Origin of the sequence: Streptomyces capitiformicae, from assembly GCF_002214185.1 — a bacterium.
Classification (GTDB): Bacteria; Actinomycetota; Actinomycetes; order Streptomycetales; family Streptomycetaceae; genus Streptomyces; species Streptomyces capitiformicae.
The window spans coordinates 1,108,168-1,128,947 of sequence record NZ_CP022161.1; the positions used below are offsets into that span (position 1 = coordinate 1,108,168).

General features: G+C 70.3%; 16 protein-coding genes. 13 read left to right on the forward strand and 3 right to left on the reverse strand.

Going from position 1 to position 20,780, the window contains the following annotated elements; genetic code table 11:
* Positions 1-138: 138 nt before the first annotated feature.
* The 3 genes from CES90_RS05060 to CES90_RS05070 all read left to right on the forward strand — a co-directional run bounded on the left by CES90_RS05060 (position 139) and on the right by CES90_RS05070 (position 4,914).
* A complete protein-coding gene (locus CES90_RS05060; RefSeq protein ID WP_189782541.1) occupies positions 139-420 on the forward strand; it encodes an acylphosphatase in 282 nt (93 codons plus the stop codon).
* Between the two features lie 400 nt (positions 421-820).
* Complete coding sequence (locus CES90_RS05065) at positions 821-1,021, forward strand: hypothetical protein (protein ID WP_149825411.1); 201 nt, start codon at positions 821-823, stop codon at positions 1,019-1,021.
* A gap of 236 nt (positions 1,022-1,257) precedes the next feature.
* Positions 1,258-4,914, forward strand: coding sequence for an AAA family ATPase (locus tag CES90_RS05070; RefSeq protein ID WP_189782542.1), 3,657 nt, complete (start codon positions 1,258-1,260; stop codon positions 4,912-4,914).
* Positions 4,915-4,925: 11 nt separating this feature from the next.
* Here CES90_RS05070 and CES90_RS05075 read toward each other — a convergent pair whose 3' ends face one another.
* Positions 4,926-5,897, reverse strand: a complete 972-nt coding sequence (locus CES90_RS05075) for an LLM class flavin-dependent oxidoreductase (RefSeq protein WP_189782543.1) — start codon at positions 5,895-5,897, stop codon at positions 4,926-4,928.
* 330 nt (positions 5,898-6,227) lie between these two features.
* Between CES90_RS05075 and ftsY the strand changes: the two genes are divergently transcribed.
* Complete coding sequence (ftsY, locus tag CES90_RS05080; RefSeq protein WP_189782544.1) at positions 6,228-7,430, forward strand: signal recognition particle-docking protein FtsY; 1,203 nt, start codon at positions 6,228-6,230, stop codon at positions 7,428-7,430.
* Between the two features lie 104 nt (positions 7,431-7,534).
* Here the strand turns inward: ftsY and CES90_RS05085 are convergent, their stop codons facing one another.
* Entirely contained in the window at positions 7,535-8,206 is a 672-nt protein-coding gene (locus CES90_RS05085; RefSeq protein ID WP_189782545.1) for a bifunctional DNA primase/polymerase, read from the reverse strand.
* Between the two features lie 435 nt (positions 8,207-8,641).
* Here CES90_RS05085 and nsdA point away from each other — a divergent pair, with 435 nt between their 5' ends.
* The 5 genes from nsdA to ffh all read left to right on the forward strand — a co-directional run bounded on the left by nsdA (position 8,642) and on the right by ffh (position 16,315).
* Complete coding sequence (nsdA, locus tag CES90_RS05090; protein WP_189782546.1) at positions 8,642-10,117, forward strand: transcriptional repressor NsdA; 1,476 nt, start codon at positions 8,642-8,644, stop codon at positions 10,115-10,117.
* Positions 10,118-10,508: 391 nt separating this feature from the next.
* Positions 10,509-11,795: an ammonium transporter gene (locus CES90_RS05095; protein ID WP_189782547.1), complete on the forward strand. Its 1,287-nt coding sequence runs from the start codon at positions 10,509-10,511 to the stop codon at positions 11,793-11,795.
* Entirely contained in the window at positions 11,792-12,130 is a 339-nt protein-coding gene (locus CES90_RS05100; RefSeq protein WP_009308760.1) for a P-II family nitrogen regulator, read from the forward strand. Before CES90_RS05095 ends, CES90_RS05100 begins: the two co-directional genes overlap by 4 nt.
* Before the next feature lie 26 nt (positions 12,131-12,156).
* On the forward strand, positions 12,157-14,607 hold the full coding sequence (locus CES90_RS05105) for a [protein-PII] uridylyltransferase (protein ID WP_189782548.1): 2,451 nt from the start codon (positions 12,157-12,159) through the stop codon (positions 14,605-14,607).
* A gap of 157 nt (positions 14,608-14,764) precedes the next feature.
* The gene (gene ffh / locus CES90_RS05110; protein ID WP_189782549.1) at positions 14,765-16,315 is read left to right on the forward strand and encodes a signal recognition particle protein; all 1,551 of its coding nucleotides are present in this window, start codon (positions 14,765-14,767) and stop codon (positions 16,313-16,315) included.
* An 81-nt stretch (positions 16,316-16,396) separates the two neighbouring features.
* Here the strand turns inward: ffh and CES90_RS05115 are convergent, their stop codons facing one another.
* Complete coding sequence (locus tag CES90_RS05115) at positions 16,397-17,257, reverse strand: class I SAM-dependent methyltransferase (protein ID WP_189782550.1); 861 nt, start codon at positions 17,255-17,257, stop codon at positions 16,397-16,399.
* Between the two features lie 201 nt (positions 17,258-17,458).
* Here CES90_RS05115 and proS point away from each other — a divergent pair, with 201 nt between their 5' ends.
* The 4 genes from proS to CES90_RS05135 all read left to right on the forward strand — a co-directional run bounded on the left by proS (position 17,459) and on the right by CES90_RS05135 (position 20,774).
* On the forward strand, positions 17,459-18,874 hold the full coding sequence (proS, locus tag CES90_RS05120) for a proline--tRNA ligase (protein WP_189782551.1): 1,416 nt from the start codon (positions 17,459-17,461) through the stop codon (positions 18,872-18,874).
* Between the two features lie 259 nt (positions 18,875-19,133).
* The gene (locus CES90_RS05125; protein ID WP_149825719.1) at positions 19,134-19,730 is read left to right on the forward strand and encodes a hypothetical protein; all 597 of its coding nucleotides are present in this window, start codon (positions 19,134-19,136) and stop codon (positions 19,728-19,730) included.
* 382 nt (positions 19,731-20,112) lie between these two features.
* Positions 20,113-20,532 (forward strand): 30S ribosomal protein S16, encoded by a 420-nt coding sequence (rpsP, locus tag CES90_RS05130; protein ID WP_149825718.1) that lies wholly within the window; start codon positions 20,113-20,115, stop codon positions 20,530-20,532.
* Between the two features lie 2 nt (positions 20,533-20,534).
* Positions 20,535-20,774, forward strand: a complete 240-nt coding sequence (locus tag CES90_RS05135) for an RNA-binding protein (protein WP_033526925.1) — start codon at positions 20,535-20,537, stop codon at positions 20,772-20,774.
* Positions 20,775-20,780: the final 6 nt, after the last annotated feature.

Sequence of the window (20,780 nt, forward strand, 5' to 3'; positions counted from 1 at the left end):
GTCAACGTTGTGATCGTCGCCTTCACGAACCTCACACGAACGAGTGAGTTTCATATGAGATTCATTGGATCGGGACGGTACAGCATGGCGCCGGGGGAGGGAGGGGCCTGGGAGACATTGGCCCGTTAGCGTGCAGGCATGAGCGAGGATGTGCGGCTGGTCGCCTGGGTGCGTGGACGGGTGCAAGGTGTGGGTTTCCGCTGGTTCACGCGGGCCAGGGCGCTGGAGATCGGCGGGCTGAGTGGTTTTGCTCTCAATTTGGCCGACGGACGCGTACAGGTGGTCGCCGAGGGTACTCGCGAGGCCTGTCAAGGGCTGCTGGAGTGGCTCCAGGGCGACGACACGCCCGGGCGCGTGGACGGGGTCACCGAGATCTGGGACACACCCCGAGGGGGCTACGACGGCTTCGCCATCCGCTGACCGGGCTCAGTGAAGCGAGGCGGGTACGGCGGAAGTGCATGCCGCTGGCATATGTCAGTGGCATGCACAAACCAGAAATGTGCAGGTGGTTGCCAAGAGCGCACTGTCCATGGCAAGCTCCGCGCCGAGGATGATCCCCTCGCTCCGTCGGCCAGGAGAGGTCCCGGAAGTGCCGCCGCGCCGCCCATCGAGGGCCGCGCGCCACCGGGTCGTCCGCCAATGCGGGGCGTGATCGTGTTGACCGTCAAACTTTTTGGTGAGACGCTGAAAGCCCCGCGCACCTTAGCTGTTTGGCATGGATGAACGGCAGCAAAACTCAATAGTGCCAAGCACCGCGGGTGCGATTCCCTCACGACCCACACCGCTTCGGTCGGTCACTCAGTGTGGAGGACCATCCATCATGGCAAAGGCGCTTCTCGGTTACGTCGGCGGCTCCGACCCGCGACTCCTCGCCGAGATGCGACGGCTCCAGCAGCGCGTCCAGGACCTGGAATCCGAGCTCGTACGGATCCAGGCGGAGAACGACGCGTTGACGGCTGCCGCTTCTCACGACTCGCTCATGGAGCTCGACGCACACCAGGCGGAGCCTGCGCTCACCTGATCACTGCAACGCATGGCACCACGACAGCAGTGGTTGGGCTGCCCGTATCAACCGCTAAGTTGTCAGATCTGCAAGGGACGCCTTCCTGAGGCGTCCCTTCTTTCTTTCCCCCGTGCGTCCCCACACTCGTGAACGGTGCTTCTCACGCTCTTTAACGTGTGGTGTGCCCTGCGCGTTCATGGGTGAAACCGCGCGTTCATGGAGTGAGACAAAGCCGGGAGGTAGAGTCCAGCGGCGTGCACCTCAAGGCCCTGACCCTCCGCGGGTTCAAATCGTTCGCCTCGGCGACCACACTCCGGTTCGAGCCGGGTATCACGTGTGTCGTCGGACCGAACGGCTCGGGCAAGTCCAATGTCGTGGACGCGCTCAGTTGGGTCATGGGCGAGCAGGGCGCGAAGTCGCTGCGCGGCGGCAAGATGGAGGACGTCATCTTCGCCGGCACCACCGGGCGCCCCCCGCTCGGCCGCGCCGAGGTGTCCCTGACCATCGACAACTCCGACGGGGCCCTTCCCATCGAGTACACCGAGGTCACGATCACGCGGATCATGTTCCGCAACGGCGGCAGCGAGTACCAGATCAACGGCGACACCTGCCGTCTCCTCGACATCCAGGAACTCCTCTCCGACTCCGGCATCGGCCGCGAGATGCACGTCATCGTCGGCCAGGGCCAGCTCGACTCCGTCCTGCACGCCGACCCCATGGGCCGCCGCGCCTTCATCGAGGAGGCCGCCGGCGTCCTCAAGCACCGCAAGCGCAAAGAGAAGGCGCTCAGGAAACTGGACGCCATGCAGGCCAACCTGGCCCGCGTCCAGGACCTCACCGACGAACTCCGCCGCCAGCTCAAGCCCCTCGGCCGCCAGGCCGCCGTCGCCCGCCGGGCCGCCGTCATCCAGGCGGACCTGCGGGACGCGCGCCTCAGGCTGCTGGCCGACGATCTCGTACGACTCCGGGGGGCGCTGCAGAACGAGATCGCCGACGAGGCGGCGCTGAAGCAGCGCAAGGAGGCCGCCGAGGTCGAGCTCAAGAAGGCCCTCCAGCGTGAGGCGCTCCTGGAGGACGAGGTACGGCGGCTCACCCCGCGTCTGCAACGGGCCCAGGAGACCTGGTACGAGCTGTCACAGCTCGCCGAGCGGGTGCGCGGCACGATCTCCCTGGCTGACGCCCGGGTGAAGAGCGCCACCTCGGCCCCGCCCGAGGAGCGGCGCGGACGCGACCCCGAGGACATGGAGCGCGAGGCCGCCCGCATCCGTGAACAGGAGGCCGAGCTCGAAGCGGCCCTCGAAGCCGCCGAGCGCGCCTTGGAGGACACGGTTGACCACCGGGCCGAACTGGAGCGTGAGCTGGCCGTCGAGGAGCGTCGCCTGAAGGACGTCGCGCGCTCCATCGCCGACCGCCGCGAGAGCCTCGCCCGACTGGGCGGCCAGGTCAACGCCGCCCGCTCCCGCGCGGCCTCCGCCCAGGCCGAGATCGACCGCCTCGCCGCCGCCCGCGACGAGGCGCGGGAACGTGCCGCCGCCGCCCAGGAGGAGTACGAGGCGCTGAAGGCCGAGGTCGACGGCCTCGACGCCGACGACACCGAACTCGCCGAACAGCACGACGCCGCCAAGCGAGCCCTGGCCGAGGCCGAGTCCGCCCTCACCGCCGCCCGCGAGGCCACCACCACCGCCGAACGCCGCCGCGCCGCCACCCAGGCCCGCCACGAGGCCCTGGCCATGGGCCTGCGCCGCAAGGACGGATCGGGCGCGCTGCTCAACGCGAAGGATCGGCTCGGAGGATTGCTGGGTCCGGCCGCCGAACTGCTGACGGTGTCCCCGGGCCACGAGGTCGCCCTGGCGGCAGCCTTCGGCGCGGCGGCCGACGCGATCGCGGTGACAACCCCGGCATCGGCCGCCGAGGCGATCCGACTGCTGCGCAAGCAGGACGCGGGCCGGGCAGCGCTGCTGCTGGCGGGCGCACCGGAGGACTTGACACCGCCCCCAGGGACAGCGCCGCCCCAAAGGGGCGCGGGGAACTGCGCGACCGGCCACGACGCACCCGCGGACGAACGACGGCCTCTCCCGGCACCCCCCGCCGGGCGCACCGCACCCCCTATCGGGCACTTCGCCACCGATCTCGTCCGCGGCCCGGCCGACCTCATGCCCGCCGTGCACCGCCTACTCCACCGCATCGTCGTGGTCGGCACCCTCGAAGACGCCGAAGACCTCGTTCAAACACGCCCTGACCTCACCGCGGTCACCGCCGAAGGCGACCTGCTCGGGGCGCACTTCGCACACGGCGGCTCCGCGGGCGCGCCGAGTCTGCTGGAGGTGCAGGCGTCCGTCGACGAGGCGGCGGCCGAGCTGGAGGAACTGGCCGTACGGTGCGAGGAGTTGGCCGAGGCCCAGGAGAGCGCGGTCGAGCTGCGCCGGGAACGGGCCGGGCTCGTGGAGGAGCTGGGGGAGCGGCGCCGGGCGGCCGAGCGGGAGAAGTCCGCGGTCGCCCAGCAGCTCGGGCGGCTCGCCGGGCAGGCGAGGGGTGCCGCCGGGGAGGCCGAGCGGTCCACCGCCGCGGCCGCGCGGGCCCAGGAGGCGCTCGACAAGGCCGTACAGGAAGCCGAGGAGCTGGCCGAGCGGCTTGCTGTGGCCGAGGAGATGCCCGTCGAGGAGGAGCCCGACACGTCCGTACGGGATCGGCTGGCGGCGGACGGGGCCAACGCGCGGCAGACCGAGATGGAGGCCCGGCTCCAGGTGCGTACGCACGAGGAGCGGGTCAAAGGGCTGGCCGGGCGCGCCGACTCGCTCGACCGGGCCGCGCGCGCCGAGCGCGAGGCGCGGGCCAGGGCCGAGCAGCGCCGGGCGCGGCTGCGGCACGAGGCGGCCGTGGCGGAGGCCGTCGCGTCCGGCACCCGGCAGCTGCTGGCCCACGTCGAGGTCTCCCTCGCCCGCGCGGAGGCGGAGCGCACCGCGGCCGACGCCGCCAAGGCGCGTCGGGAGCAGGAGCTGGCGCAGGCGCGGAACGAGGGGCGTGATCTCAAGGCCGAGCTGGACAAGCTGACCGACTCCGTGCACCGGGGAGAGGTGCTCGGCGCCGAGAAGCGGATGCGGATAGAGCAACTGGAGACGAAGGCGCTGGAGGAGCTGGGCGTCGAACCGGAGGGTCTGGTCGCCGAGTACGGGCCCGATCAGCTCGTACCGCCGTCACCGCCCGCTGAGGGCGAGGAGCTGCCGGAGGACCCGGAGCATCCCCGTAACCGGCCCAAGCCGTTCCACCGTGCCGAGCAGGAGAAGCGGCTCAAGGCTGCCGAGCGGGCGTACCAGCAGCTCGGCAAGGTCAATCCGCTGGCGCTGGAGGAGTTCGCGGCGCTGGAGGAGCGGCACAAGTTCCTCAGCGAGCAGCTGGAGGACCTGAAGAAGACCCGCGCCGATCTGCTTCAGGTGGTGAAGGAGGTCGACGAGCGCGTCGAACAGGTCTTCACCGAGGCGTACCGGGACACCGCCCGTGAGTTCGAGGGCGTCTTCAGTCGGCTCTTCCCGGGGGGTGAGGGGCGGTTGATCCTCACCGACCCCGACAACATGCTCACCACGGGCGTGGACGTGGAGGCCCGGCCTCCCGGCAAGAAGGTCAAGCGGCTGTCGCTGCTCTCCGGTGGCGAGCGGTCGCTGACCGCCGTCGCGATGCTCGTGTCGATCTTCAAGGCGCGGCCCAGCCCGTTCTATGTCATGGACGAGGTCGAGGCGGCCCTGGACGACACCAACCTGCAGCGGCTGATCCGCATCATGCAGGAGCTGCAGGAGGCGTCGCAGCTGATCGTGATCACCCACCAGAAGCGGACCATGGAGGTCGCCGACGCGCTCTACGGCGTGTCCATGCAGGGCGACGGGGTGTCGAAAGTGATCAGTCAGCGGCTCCGGTAGTTCCGGCCGAGTCAGCCGTTCAGCCGGGGCAGTACCTGCTCGGCGAAGAGCCGAAGCCCTCGCCATCCCTCCTCCACCGGCATTCCGCCCGCCAGCGGATGCAGTACGTAGGTGTCGAGGCCCAGCGCCACGCACTCGTCCGGCGTGACGATCCTGTACACACCCTCGGCGCGCAACTCGTCCACTGTCGTCGCCGCCGACCGCACGGCCGACCGGATACCGGCCGACTGCCAGGACGCGTACGTCCGCGCCTCGTGCAGGAAATGCCCGCCGTACTCGGCCCAGCCCCGGTCCGGATCCTCGGCGACGTGCAGCAACGGCGTCTCGGCGGCGGGCATCATCGTCCACCCCTCGGTGCCGTACTCCACGAGCCGCTCCTTGTAGTACGCCTCCAGCTCCGGCAGATGCGCGCTCGGGAAGAACGGCAGCCCGAGACGTGCCGCCCGCCGTGCCGCCGCCTTCGACGAGCCGCCGACCAGCAGCAGGGGATGCGGCTGGGTGCCAGGGCGCGGGGTGACCCGGACCGTACGACCCCGGTAGGTGAAGGGCTCACCGGTCCACGCCCGGAGCAGGGTCTCCAGCAGCTCGTCCTGGAGTCGCCCCCGCCCCTTCCAGTCCACGTCGAACTGGGCGTACTCCTGCGGCCGGTACCCGATCCCGGCGACGGTCACCAGCCGACCGCCGCTCACCAGGTCCAGTACGGCGATGTCCTCGGCCAGCCGCAACGGGTCGTGCAGCGGACCGATCATCGCGGACACGGTCACCGCGATCCGGCGGGTCGCTCCGAACACGGCCCCCGCGAAGACGAACGGCGACGGCAGCCAGTTGTTGGGGACCCCGTGGTGTTCCTCCGTCTGCACCGTGCTGATGCCCTGTTCATCGGCGTACGCGGCCATCTCGACGGCGGCCCGGTAACGGGCGCCGAGCGAGGCGGGCGTCGCCCCGGGCTCGACCAGATTGAAACGGACGACCGTGACGGGCATGACAGGTCCCCTTCGGAGGGTGTGGAGGGGGACGTTAGCTGATTAAGCGTCAGGTTTCTATGGGAGGGTGTGTGACGACCCACTGCATGGGCCGTCACACACCCTGGGGACGCGTCTCCGCGTACCCGAGACGGGACTCGCATACTGGACCCGTTTTGAACCCTCCCCGTCGTAAGCGGGGATTCCTGGCTCACGCCGCTTGATCGCCCAGCGAGCGGTCGAGTCTTACGCGATCGGCACCAGCCGGGTTGGAACCAGCCCGGTGGGGTCCGTAGCCCCGACGTGCCTGACGATCCGATGGGTGGCAGGTCACGCCATACTGGCTCTGTTATGGAAATTCTCATCCTTGCCCTAGTCATCGCCGTGGTCGTGCTCGGCGTGCTGGGCGGGCTCGTCGTAGGCAGCCGCAGGAAGAAGCCGCTGCCCCCGGCACCCCCCACCACCCCGGACATCACCGCGCCCCCGGCCGAGCCGCACGTCGGCGACGAGGCCGAGACGCCGCGCGAAGAACCGCGCAGAACGATCGAGGAGGTGGACCTCCCGGACGCCACGGCGACGGCACCCGTCGCCGTCGAGGAGCCCCCGGCCGCCCCCGCGATCGAGATCCCCGAACCGACCGCCGGCCGTCTCGTACGGCTGCGCGCCCGGCTCTCCCGCTCGCAGAACGCGCTCGGCAAGGGGCTGCTCACGCTCCTCGCGCGCGAGCACCTCGACGACGACACCTGGGAGGAGATCGAGGACACCCTCCTCACCGCCGACGTCGGCGTCCAGCCCACCCAGGAGCTGGTCGAACAGCTGCGCGCGCGGGTGAAGGTGCTCGGCACCCGTACCCCGGCGGAGCTGCGCGGGCTGCTGCGCGAGGAGCTGCTCAAGATCCTCGTCCCCGAGTTCGACCGCGCGGTCAAGACCGACTCGCCGCTCGACACCCCGGGCATCGTGATGGTCGTCGGCGTCAACGGCACCGGCAAGACCACCACCACCGGCAAGCTCGCCCGTGTCCTCGTCGCCGACGGCAAGAACGTCGTGCTCGGAGCCGCCGACACCTTCCGGGCCGCCGCCGCCGACCAGCTGCAGACCTGGGGCGAGCGGGTCGGCGCCCGTACGGTGCGCGGTCCCGAGGGCGGCGACCCGGCGTCCATCGCCTTCGACGCGGTCAAGGAGGGCATCGAGGAGGGCGCCGACGTCGTCCTCATCGACACCGCCGGCCGGCTGCACACCAAGACCGGCCTCATGGACGAGCTCGGCAAGGTCAAGCGTGTGGTGGAGAAGCATGCGCCGCTGGACGAGATCCTGCTCGTCCTCGACGCCACCACCGGTCAGAACGGGCTCGTGCAGGCCCGCGTCTTCGCCGAGGTCGTGGACATCACCGGCATCGTGCTGACCAAGCTGGACGGCACCGCCAAGGGTGGCATCGTCATCGCCGTACAGCGTGAGCTGGGCGTGCCCGTCAAGCTCGTCGGCCTCGGAGAGGGCGCCGACGACCTGGCACCGTTCGAGCCGGAGGCGTTCGTTGACGCCCTTATCGGAGAGTAGTCACCTCCGAAATTTCGGCGGTGACCAAAGAAGCGCCCGCCCCCAACGTGTGGGGGACGGGCGCTTCGCTGTGTCCGTACGTGTGCGGGGCTTTCAGACACCGCCTAAGCACGCGACCGGTGCGCCACGTACGCCAGCGTTCCGAGCAGTAGCCGCGGGGCCGGCGGCTTCGTCGCCGAGTCGAGGGCCGGGGAGCGGAGCCAGCGGGCCGGGCCGAGGCCGGCGCGGTCGGAGGGCGGGGCGGTGACGTGGGTGCCGGGGCCGAGGCCCCGCAGGTCCAGGGCGGAGGGGTCGTCCCAGCCCATGCGGTAGAGCAGCTCGGGCAGCTCGGCCGCCGCGCCCGGGGCGACGAGGAAGTGCGCGCGACCCTCGGGGGCGGCGATCACCGGGCCGAGCGGGAGGCCCATGCGCTCCAGCCGGACCAGGGCGTGCCGCCCGGCGGGCTCGGCAACCTCGATCACGTCGAAGGAACGGCCGACCGGCAGCATGATCGAGGCGCCGGGGAACTGGGCCCAGGCCTCGCTCACCTCGTCGAGCGTGGCCCCGGCGCGGACCGGGGGAGCGAAGTCGAGGGGATGTGCGCCAGGCGCGGCGCAGTGCGCCTTGCCGCATGAGCACGCGCCCGAAGCCGTCCGTGCGCCGGGGACGACGTCCCATCCCCAGAGGCCGGTGAACTCGGCCACGGCCGTGCACTCCGAGGTACGGCCACGCCGCCGCGTACCCGAACGCATCTCCCGGATACGCATCTCCCGAATACCGCCGATCGTGAAGCCCATGCCCCCTCCAACGGGTCCAGCGCGCCGGTGGTTACGCGACGGAGGCGGAATGTGACGCTGTGTTGCCACCCGAATGGCGCAGCGCAGCACACCCGGTGGTGCGGTCCGTGACGCGCGCCCCTGAGTGCGTCACTCCGCCCACTCCCGGCCGTCATGTGTCAAGTGAATCGCGTACTGACGTCCGTGAGTTCATCCGAAGGGGTGGCGAAAGGTGGCGTTTATGGAACCGTCGTGGCTGTTCGGGTGATCGTGGGATTACTTTGAGTGCACGGGATCTGGGGACGTTCGCGCTCGTGGGTATGCCGGAGGCAAGTCGTCTTTCCGTTCGAAGGGTGGGAGCCATCGGACGTACGGCGTGGTAACCGGCATTCTGGTAGGGCTTTGCGCACACAGCGTGTAAGCGCACAGGTGGGTTTCAGGGATGGGGGCGTTCCAGTGGGCGGCAACGGCGGAAGCGGCACGAACGCTGAGAAGCGCCCGAACGAACTGTTGGGCTCGTGGTTCGTCCGCAGCGGCTGGTCCAAGGGCGAGCTCGCCCGGCAGGTGAACCGCCGGGCCCGCCAGCTCGGGGCCAACCACATCTCCACCGACACCTCCCGTGTGCGCCGCTGGCTCGACGGGGAGAACCCACGCGAGCCGATCCCCCGGATCCTGTCCGAGTTGTTCTCCGAGCGGTTCGGTTGTGTGGTCGCCGTGGAGGACCTGGGGCTGCGCGCCGCTCACCAGTCACCGTCGGTGTCCGGCGTCGACCTGCCCTGGACGGGCCCGCAGACCGTGGCGCTGATCAGCGAGTTCTCGCGCAGCGACCTGATGCTGGCGCGGCGCGGCTTCCTCGGGAGCTCGCTGGCCCTGTCCGCGGGCCCGGCCCTCATCGAGCCGATGCAGCGCTGGCTCGTCCCCTCGCCCCTCGTCCCGCGTGCGGAACCGGAGCCGCCCGCCGCCGTCCGCCGTGGCGGACGCCTCTCCCAGCCGGAGCTGGAGCTCCTGGAGTCCACCACGGCGATGTTCCGGCAGTGGGACGCCCAGTGCGGCGGCGGTCTGCGCCGCAAGGCGGTCGTCGGCCAGCTGCACGAGGTGACCGACCTCCTCCAGGAACCCCAGCCCGAGGCCACCACCAGGCGCCTGTTCAAGGTCGCGGCGGAACTCGCCGAGCTGGCCGGCTGGATGTCGTACGACATCGGCCTCCAGCCCACCGCCCAGAAATACTTCGTCCTCGCCCTGCACGCCGCCAAGGAGGCGGGCGACAAGCCTCTCGGCTCGTACGTCCTCTCCAGCATGAGCCGGCAGATGATCCACCTCGGCCGGCCCGACGACGCGCTCGAACTGATCCACCTCGCCCAGTACGGCAGCCGCGACTGCGCGAGCCCGCGCACCCAGTCGATGCTGTATGCGATGGAGGCCCGCGCCTACGCGAACATGGGCCAGCCCGGAAAGTGCAAACGGGCGGTCCGGATGGCCGAGGACACCTTCACCGACGCCGAGGAATGGGACGACCCGGATCCCGACTGGATCCGATTCTTCAACGAGGCCGAACTGCACGGCGAGAACTCCCACTCCTACCGCGATCTCGCCTATGTCGCCGGCCGCAGCCCCACCTACGCCTCCCTGGCCGAGCCTGTGATGCGCCGCGCCGTCGAGCTCTTCTCCACGGACACCGAACACCAGCGGTCGTACGCGCTGAACCTCATCGGCATGGCCACGGTGCATCTGCTCCAGCGGGAGCCCGAGCAGGGCGTGACCATGGCGCAGCGGGCCATGGAGGTCGCCAAGAAGGTGCGCTCCGAGCGCGTCAACACCCGTATCCGCAAGACCGTCGACACGGCCGTACGCGATTTCGGCGATCTCGCCGAGGTCGTCGACCTCACCGACAAGCTCGCCGCACACCTCCCCGAAACCGCCGAAGCGGTCTGACCCCCGGCCCGCCGATACCCCGCGGGCCCGCTCGACCCCGACCGCGGTCGGCCATCCCTAACTGCCCGACTCGGCTCCCCCATGCCAGGTCAACGGATGGCCCGCCGCGGTCGGCTCATTTGGCGGCCTTCACCGAGAGTTCCATCGGATACGAAACCGTTATCGGCCACCGGGCCCGCAGGGGCGGGGCCCCAGGTATGGCGAATCCTCCGTGACCTACGTTTCACCTGTCTGTAACACGACGCGGGCGTTCGTCACGTCCGGGAAACAATTCCAATCTCCCGGTGAAACGGTGCTGCGCCAATCTCCTCAGCACAGTCGGCCCTCCCCGAGAGCTCCCCCAAGCTTCAGCATCCGCACGGGCCGTTCCGACCATGAGGAGATACCGGCATTGAACGGCACAGATACCGGATTCGTATTGATCAGCGCGGCGCTCGTCATGGTGATGACGCCGGGCCTGGCGCTCTTCTACGGCGGCATGGTCCGGGCGAAGAGCGTGCTGAACATGCTGATGATGTCCTTCATCTCGCTGGGCATCGTCAGCATCCTGTGGGTGCTGTACGGATACTCCCTCGCGTTCAGTGGTGACGCGGGCGGGTTCATCGGCAACCTGGACGCGATCGGCCTCAAGGGCATCGACATCGCGAGCACGGTCGACAGCTTCGTCACCGGCGCGGACGAAAAGCCGCACCAGATCGCCGCGTTCGCGTTCATCCTCTTCCAGATGCTGTTCGCGGTCATCACCCCGGCCCTGATGAGCGGCGCGCTCGCCGACCGCGTGAAGTTCGGCGCCTGGATGATCTTCGTCGCCCTCTGGGTCACGATCGTCTACTTCCCGGTCGCCCACTGGGTCTGGGCCCCGGGCGGCTGGCTCTTCGAGATGGGTGTCATCGACTTCGCCGGTGGTACCGCGGTCCACATCAACGCCGGTATCGGCGCGCTCGCCGCGGTCCTCGTCGTGGGCAAGCGGATCGGCTTCAAGAAGGACCCGATGCGGCCGCACAGCCTGCCGCTGGTCATGATCGGCACCGCCCTGCTGTGGTTCGGCTGGTTCGGCTTCAACGCCGGTTCCTGGCTCGGTGTCGACGGCACGACCGCCCGGATGGCGATCAACACGCAGATCGCGACCGCCGCGGCCATCATCGGCTGGCTGATCTACGAGCGCATCCGCCACGGCGCGTTCACCACCCTCGGTGCCTGCTCCGGCGCCGTCGCCGGCCTCGTCGCCATCACCCCGTCCGGCGGTCACGTCAACGCCTTCGGCGCCATCCTGATCGGTGTCGTCGCCGGTGCGGTCTGCTCCTGGGCCGTCAGCCTCAAGTACAAGCTCGGCTACGACGACTCCCTCGACGTCGTCGGCGTCCACCTGGTCGGCGGTGTCCTCGGCACCCTGATGGTCGGCTTCCTCGCCACCGGTGTGGGCGGCCTCGACCAGTTCGGCAAGCAGGCCACGGGTGCCTTCTCCGTCATGGGCTACACCTTCGTGGTGACCTGGATCATCGCCTTCGCCATCCAGAAGACGATCGGCTTCCGCGCCTCCGAGGAGGACGAGGTCTCCGGTGTCGACCAGGCCCAGCACGCCGAGACCGCTTACGACTTCACCTCGGCGACCCAGTCGCACATCTCCTCCACGACGAGCAGCGTCGCTGCCACTGAGAGCAAGAAGGTCGAGGCATGAAGCTGATCACCGCGGTCGTCAAGCCGCACCGGCTCGACGAGATCAAGGAAGCACTGCAGGCCTTCGGGGTGCACGGTCTTACGGTCACCGAGGCCAGTGGGTACGGTCGGCAGCGCGGGCACACCGAGGTGTACCGCGGCGCCGAGTACACGGTGGACCTGGTCCCCAAGATCCGTATCGAGGTGCTGGCCGAGGACGACGACGCCGAGCAGCTGATCGACGTCATCGTCAAGGCCGCCCGCACCGGCAAGATCGGTGACGGCAAGGTCTGGTCGATCCCGGTCGAGACGGCCGTACGGGTCCGGACCGGTGAGCGCGGCCCGGACGCGCTCTGACCGAACAGAAGAACAGGAGTCGCTGGGTGACGAGTACGGACGCACGTACACAAGCAGAGGACTCGGGACCCAGCGGCTACGCGGCGGCCCGGCTGCACCTCCTCCAGGAGGGGGCGCAGTCCGGGCCGCCGCGCCGTGCCGCCCTCGCCGAGCTCACGGACGACTGGCTCGCGGGCCTCTTCGGCGCCGGGGCCTCGGAGCTGCGCGGGGTCTCGCTGGTCGCCGTCGGGGGGTACGGGCGCGGTGAGCTGTCGCCGCGCAGCGATCTCGATCTGCTGCTCCTGCACGACGGGACCGACGAGGAGGCCGTGGCCGCCCTCGCCGACCGCATCTGGTACCCCATCTGGGACCTGGGGCTCGCCCTCGACCACTCCGTCCGCACCCCCGCAGAGGCCCGCAAGACCGCGAGCGAGGACCTCAAGGCACACCTGGGGCTGCTGGACGCCAGGCACCTCGCCGGAGACCTGGGACTGACCGCCGGACTGCGCACCGCCGTCCTCGCCGACTGGCGCAACCAGGCACCCAAGCGACTCCCGGAACTCCAGGAGCTGTGCGCCGAGCGGGCCGAGCGGCAGGGAGAGCTGCAGTACCTCCTTGAGCCCGACCTGAAGGAGGCCCGGGGCGGGCTGCGCGACGCCACCGCTCTGCGGGCCGTCGCCGCCTCCTGGCTCGCCGACGCCCCGCGCGAGGGGCTCGCCGACGCCCGCCGCCGACTCCTCGACGTACGCGACGCCCTTCACCTCGCCACCGGGCGCGCGACCGACCGGCTCGCGCTCCAGGAACAGGACCAGGTCGCCGCCGAGCTCGGTCTGCTGGACGCCGACACACTGCTTCGCCAGGTGTACGAGGCCGCGCGGGTCATCTCGTACGCCAGTGACGTCACCTGGCGTGAAGTGGGGCGCGTACTGCGATCGCGCGCCGTGCGGCCCAGGCTGCGCGCCATGCTGGGCGGAGGCAAGCCGACCGCGGAGCGCTCGCCGCTGGCCGAGGGCGTGGTGGAGCAGGACGGGGAGGCCGTACTCGCGCGCGCCGCCCGGCCCGAGCGGGACCCGGTGCTGCCGCTGCGCGCCGCCGCCGCTGCCGCCCAGGCCGGACTCCCGCTGTCCCTGCACGCCGTACGCCGCCTCGCGGCCGTCGCCCGGCCACTGCCGACGCCCTGGCCCGCCGAGGCCCGCGAACAGCTCGTCACCCTGTTGGGTTCCGGGCGGCCGACCGTGGACGTCTGGGAGGCCCTGGAGGCCGAGGGGCTCATCACCCGGCTGCTGCCCGACTGGGAGCGGGTCCGCTGCCGTCCGCAGCGCAACGCGGTGCACATCTGGACCGTCGACCGGCACCTCATCGAGACCGCCGTCCGGGCCTCCGAGCTGACCCGCCGGGTCCACCGGCCCGACCTGCTCCTCGTCGCCGCGCTGCTGCACGACATCGGCAAGGGCTGGCCCGGCGACCACTCCGTGGCGGGCGAGATCATCGCCAAGGACGTGGCGGCCAGGATCGGCTTCGACCGCGAGGACGTGGCGGTGATCGCCACGCTCGTACGGCACCATCTGCTGCTCGTCGACACGGCCACGCGCCGCGATCTGGAGGACCCGGCCACCGTCCGGTCCGTGGCGGAGGCCGTCGGGTCGCCGGGGACGCTGGAGCTGCTGCACGCGCTCACCGAGTCGGACGCGCTGGCCACCGGGCCCGCCGCCTGGTCGGCGTGGCGTGCCTCCCTCGTGGCCGACCTGGTCAAGCGGGTCGCCGCGGTGTTCGCCGGGGACATCCCCGAAGAGCCCGAGCCCGCCGCGCCCACCGCCGAGGAGGAGCGGCTCGCCATCGAGGCGTTCCGCACCGGCGGGCCGGTGCTGGCGCTGCGCGCGCAGACGGAGGCGGCCGCCGACGAGAAGGACGAGAAGGCCGACCCGGAGCCGCTCGGCGTGGAGCTCCTCATCGCCGTACCCGACCAGGCCGGTGTTCTGCCCGCGGTCGCCGGCGTCCTCGCCATGCACCGGCTCACCGTGCGCACGGCGGAGCTGAGCGCGCTCGACCTGCCGGACGGCGTCGAGGGCTCCGTACTGCTGCTGAACTGGCGCGTGGCCGCCGAGTACGGCTCCCTGCCCCAGGCTGCCCGGCTCCGCGCCGACCTCGTACGGGCGCTGGACGGCTCGCTGGACATCGCCGGACGGCTCGCGGAGCGCGACGCCGCCTACCCCCGGCGCCGGGGCGTGGTCGCGCCCCCGCCGCGCGTCACGGTGGCCGCGGCCGCCTCCCGGCACGCCACGGTCATCGAGGTGCGCGCCCAGGACGCCCCCGGTCTGCTGCACCGCATCGGACGGGCCCTGGAGGACGCGAGCGTACGGGTGCGCAGCGCGCATGTGAGCACGCTGGGCGCGAACGCGGTGGACGCCTTCTACGTCACCGGACCGAAGGGGACGCCCCTGCCGAGCGACGAGGCGGCGGCCGTGGCACGCAAGCTGGAGGAGACGCTGCGCGGCTGAGCACGGCGGATACGGGGACGACGGGTACGGGGCCTTGTCGGTGCCGTACCCGTGGGCTGCGTCTCTGTTGTCCACAGAGGTGGAGACCCAACCACATCCAGACAGATACCCTGGAGGGCAATCCAGACTGCCCCCGACTCCGAGGACCGACACCGCCGTGTTCGATACGCTCTCCGATCGCCTCTCAGCGACTTTCAAGAACCTGCGCGGCAAGGGGCGCCTCAGCGAGGCGGACATCGACGCCACGGCTCGTGAAATCCGCATCGCGCTCCTCGAAGCGGATGTGGCCCTCCCGGTCGTCCGGGGCTTCATCAAGAACGTCAAGGAGCGGGCCCTCGGCGCCGAGGTCTCCAAGGCGCTGAACCCCGCCCAGCAGGTCCTCAAGATCGTCAACGAGGAGCTCGTCACCATCCTCGGTGGCGAGACCCGTCGCCTCCGCTTCGCCAAGCAGCCGCCCACGGTCATCATGCTCGCGGGTCTGCAGGGTGCCGGTAAGACGACCCTCGCGGGCAAGCTCGGCAAGTGGCTGAAGGAGCAGGGCCACTCGCCGCTGCTCGTCGCCTGTGACCTCCAGCGTCCGAACGCGGTCAACCAGCTGAGCGTCGTCGCCGAGCGCGCGGGCGTCGCGGTCTACGCCCCCGAGCCGGGCAATGGCGTCGGCGACCCGGTCAAGGTTGCCAAGGACTCCATCGAGTTCGCGAAGTCGAAGGTCCACGACATCGTGGTGGTCGACACCGCGGGCCGCCTGGGCATCGACCAGGAGATGATGCAGCAGGCCGCCGACATCCGCGACGCGGTCGGCCCCGACGAGATCCTCTTCGTCGTCGACGCGATGATCGGTCAGGACGCGGTCAACACCGCCGAGGCCTTCCGTGACGGCGTCGGCTTCGACGGCGTCGTGCTGTCCAAACTCGACGGTGACGCCCGCGGTGGTGCGGCCCTGTCGATCCGGCAGATCACCGGCAAGCCGATCATGTTCGCGTCGAACGGCGAGAAGCTCGACGACTTCGACGCGTTCCACCCGGACCGGATGGCCTCCCGCATCCTCGACATGGGTGACCTGCTCACCCTGATCGAGCAGGCGGAGAAGACCTTCAGCCAGGAAGAGGCCCAGAAGATGGCCTCCAAGCTGGCGTCCAAGAAGGGGCAGGACTTCACGCTCGACGACTTCCTGGCCCAGATGGAGCAGGTCAGGAAGATGGGCAGCATCAGCAAGCTGCTCGGCATGCTGCCCGGCATGGGACAGATCAAGGACCAGATCAACAACCTCGACGAGCGGGACGTCGACCGCACCGCCGCGATCATCAAGTCGATGACGCCGGGCGAGCGCCAGGACCCGACGATCATCAACGGCTCGCGCCGCGCCCGTATCGCCAAGGGTTCCGGTGTCGAGGTCAGCGCGGTGAAGAACCTCGTGGAGCGGTTCTTCGAGGCCCGCAAGATGATGTCCCGCATGGCCCAGGGCGGCGGCATGCCCGGGATGCCCGGGATGCCCGGCATGGGCGGCGGCCCCGGCCGTACGAAGAAGCAGCCGAAGAAGGCCAAGGGCAAGCAGCGCTCCGGCAACCCGATGAAGCGCAAGCAGCAGGAGCAGGAGGAGGCCGCCCGCCGGGCCGCCGCCGCCGAGGGCGGCGCGTTCGGCCTGCCGGGCCAGCAGGGCGGTCAGGACTTCGAGCTGCCGGACGAGTTCAAGAAGTTCATGGGCTGACGGTTCGTTCAAGAGGTGTTGCGGGGCCCGTGCCGTGCGCGGACGGCACGGGCGTGGTGTCGGCATCGCGCATGCGTGGCCTCAGGGCGTCCGCGCGATCAGATAGCGGAACACGTTCGGCATCCACACCGTGCCGTCCCGGCGTCGGTGCGGGTGCAGGGCCTCGGTCAGTTCCTTGTCGACCTGGTCCTGGCCGGTGGCCGCGATCGCCGCGTCGAACAAACCGGTCGACAGCAGTCCCCGTACCGCGTTGCCCACGTCGGCGTACCCGAAGGGGCAGGTCACGCGTCCGGAGCCGTCCGGGCGCAGACCGGCCCGCTGGGCGACCTCTTCGAGGTCGTCCCGCAGTGCGGGGCGCCAACTCCCCGCACTGCGTAGGGGATCCGCGAGTTTCGCCGCCACGCGGAGCACGGCGGACGTGGCGCAGCGTTCCGGCGGACCCCAGCCGGCGAGGACCACGGGGGTGCCGCGTTCGGCGAGCGGCGTCGCGGTGGCGAGCAGGTCGCCCAGGCCCTCGGAGTCCCCGGCCAGGCAGCCGATCGGCTCGAAGGCGGTCACCAGGTTGTACAGCGGGTCGCCGAGGGCGTCGGCCGCGTCCTCGGGGATGCCGTCGACGACCCGCGTGTCGGCACGCGCGCGTGTACCCCATCCATCCGGCAGCAGACGCTCCCGCGCGAGCGCCATCCGTTCGGGTGAGGACGTGTCGACTCCGGTGACCGCGGCGCCCCGCGACGCCGCCATCAGCAGCGCCAGACCGGATCCGCAGCCGAGGCCGAGCAGCCGCGTACCGGCGCCCACGTCGAGCCGCCGGTAGACCGCCTCATAGAGCGGAACCAGCATCCGTTCCTGAATCTCGGCCCAGTCACGCGCGCGTGTGCACTGGTCCACGCGAGGTGTCGCTCCCGCGCGAGGCAGTCGCTGCCGCACGAGCGTAGGTGTCATATGAAAGCGCCCCAATCCGCCGAGAGTTGCCGCTGTGCCCGTTGTCTGGGCCCCCGTGGCAGTGCGCCCGCACTCCCCCCGTATGCCAGGTAACTCCGCGCCCGGCGCGTCGTCCAGAGGTCTCGGACACCGGCTTGTGCGCTGTCTGTGCGCAGGCAAAAGAATTCACGTTCCCGCAACATGGCCCCGTAGCATCGCGCCATGGCAAAAGCACCCGTTCTCACTCCCCGGGCGGACGACTTCCCGCGCTGGTACCAGGACCTGATCACCAAGGCCGAACTGGCCGACAACGGGCCGGTGCGCGGCACCATGGTCATCCGACCGTACGGGTACGGGCTGTGGGAGCGGATGCAGCAGGAGATGGACGCCCGGATCAAGGAGACGGGCACACAGAACGCGTACTTCCCCCTCCTGATCCCGCAGTCGTACCTGACCAGGGAGGCCGAGCACGTCGAGGGCTTCGCGCCCGAGCTGGCCGTCGTGACGCACGGCGGCGGCAAGGACCTCGAAGAGCCCGCCGTGGTCCGCCCCACCTCCGAGATGATCATCAACGACTACTTCTCGAAGTGGGTGCAGAGCTACCGCGACCTCCCGCTGCTGATCAACCAGTGGGCGAACGTGGTCCGTTGGGAGCTGCGGCCCCGCCTCTTCCTCCGCACGACCGAGTTCCTGTGGCAGGAGGGCCACACGGCGCACGCGACGTACGAGGAGGCGCGCGACTTCGCCGCGCACATCCATCGGAAGGTCTACGAGGACTTCATGGTGAACGTCCTCGCGATGGACGTCGTCCCCGGCCGCAAGACGGTCAAGGAGCGCTTCGCGGGCGCCATCAACACCCTGACGCTCGAAGGCATGATGGGCGACGGCAAGGCCCTCCAGATGGCCACCAGCCATGAACTGGGCCAGAACTTCGCCAAGGCCTTCCACACCCAGTACCTGTCGAAGGAAGGCAGGCAGGAGCTCGTCTGGCAGACCTCCTGGGGCTCCACCACCCGCATGATCGGCGCCCTGGTGATGATGCACGGCGACGACAACGGTCTGCGCGTCCCGCCCCGGCTGGCGCACGTCCAGGCCGTCGTCCTCGCGATCAAGGGCGACGACGCGGTTCTGGCCAAGGTCCGCGAGCTCGGCGACCGGCTCAAGGCCGCGGGCGTACGCGTCCAGGTGGACGACCGCACGGACATCCCGTTCGGCCGCCGAGCCGTCGACTGGGAACTCAAGGGCGTCCCCGTACGCATCGAGGTCGGCCCTCGTGACCTGGAGAACAGCACCGCGATGCTCGCCCGCCGCATCCCCGGCGGCAAGGAGCCGGTGGCCCTGGACGCCCTTCCGGAGCTGCTGCCGAGGGTCCTCGTGGAGGACCAGGCGCTGCTCCTGACGCAGTCGCGCGAGCGCCGTGAGTCCCGTACGGCGGAGGTGTCGACGATCGACGAGGCGATCGAGGCCGCCACGGCCGGCGGCTGGGCGCGAATCCCCTGGTCGACCCTCGGTGAGGACGGCGAGACCAAGCTCGGGGAGCACGCGGTGACCGTACGGTGTCTGGTCGCCGAGGACGGGTCGGTGCCCGACTCCTATGACGCACCCGGTAACGTCGCTGTCGTGGCGCGCGCTTACTAGAGCGATCCGTTCCGTCAGGAGAGCGACCGAAACGCCCCTTGCGCACTGACGACCACAGGTGCCCCGGCGCGCGGACGACGTCTACGTGTCGGGGCGTACGTGTTACTACGTACCGCCTTGGGAGGAGCTGTGCGGCTTCTCCGCAGATCAGCGCACCCGCCCTCGTCAGGACGCATCAGCGGCAACTGACGGGTACGTGCAAATTATTTGGGATGGCCCGGAATCGGAACACAGGGGCACTCCGGCTCGTTGCCATTACGTGAGCACGACACAGACACCACCTGTTCTCGCCGCAGAGCTGGCGCAGGCGTGGGCCGACATTCAGCGGTACCACCCCGAGCTGCCGGATCTTGCCGCTCCCGAGTCCCTGATCGGGGAGTCGTCGTCCGCCTGCGGGCACGAACTCTCCTTCGAGCGACTGCTCCATGAGGCAGTCCACGGCATCGCCGCCGCTCGCGGAGTCCGCGACACCTCCCGGGCCGGCCGCTACCACAACCGCAGATTCCTCGCGATCGCCGAGGAACTGGGCCTCGACCACCCCGAGGAACCGCACCCCAGCAGCGGCTTCTCGCTGGTCACGCTCAACCCCGAGGCGAAGCGTCGCTACCGCCCGACCATCGACAGACTGCAGCGCGCGCTCAAGGCCCACACGGCCGCGACCTCCGCGGACACGGCCCGCAGCTTCCGGGGCCCGGCCGCCCGCCATGGCTCCTCCGGCGGCGGCGTCCGCGTCAAGGCCGTCTGCGACTGCGGCCGCAACGTCCGGGTCGTGCCGTCCGTACTCGCCCAGGCCCCCATCGTCTGCGGCGGCTGCGGAAAGCCGTTCCGGATCCCGGAGGTCGTGGGCGCGGCGTGACGGCCGACGAGCTGGGACGACGACTGCTCGTGGCAGCCGTACACAGCTCGTGGGCTCGTGCCAGGCCGCGCTGCGGGGTGTCGCTGTGTCATGCGTAGCTGCGGGCAGTCGTGCCGCTGGGGCGGCACGGGTGGGCGCAGCGGCACCCCACACGCGCCGGTGAGCGAATCGCTTGGCGCCGGGGGCCGCTCAGCCATGCCCGCACGCACCCTCGGGGCAAGCGCGACCTCCAGCGTGTGGCAGAATGGCTAGCTGTACTCGACAGCCGCACAGGACCCCTCTCTCCTCCGGCTGACGCGTCCATCGGGCACTCGGGTACCGCAACCCCACGCGGCTTTTCTCGCCGTGCCCAACCACGTCAAATCCAGGAGAACCCACTCCCGTGGCAGTCAAGATCAAGCTGAAGCGTCTGGGCAAGATCCGTTCGCCTCACTACCGCATCGTCGTCGCCGACTCCCGTACCCGTCGTGACGGCCGTGCGATCGAGGAGATCGGCAAGTACCACCCGACGTACAACCCGTCGGTCATCGAGGTCGACGCGGACCGTGTCGCGTACTGGCTGGGTGTCGGCGCGCAGCCGACCGAGCCCGTGCTCGCCATCCTGAAGAAGACCGGCGACTGGCAGAAGTTCAAGGGCGAGGCCGCCCCGGCGCCGCTCCTCGTCGCCGAGCCGAAGTCCACGCGTCCGTCCTTCGAGGCCCTCGGCGGCGACGACGAGGGCAAGGGTGAGGCGATCACCCAGAAGAAGAAGGCCGAGAAGAAGGACGAGGCTGCCGCTGAGTCCGAGTCGACCGAGGCCTGAGCATGCTCGAGGAGGCTCTCGAGCACCTCGTCAAGGGCATCGTCGACTACCCCGACGACGTACAGGTCGCCTCGCGCAACCTGCGTCGCGGGCGCGTCCTCGAGGTCCGGGTCCACCCCGACGACCTCGGTAAGGTGATCGGCCGCAACGGTCGTACCGCCCGCGCCCTGCGCACCGTCGTGGGCGCCATCGGCGGCCGCGGTGTCCGTGTCGACCTTGTCGACGTGGACCACGTCCGCTGACGCCAA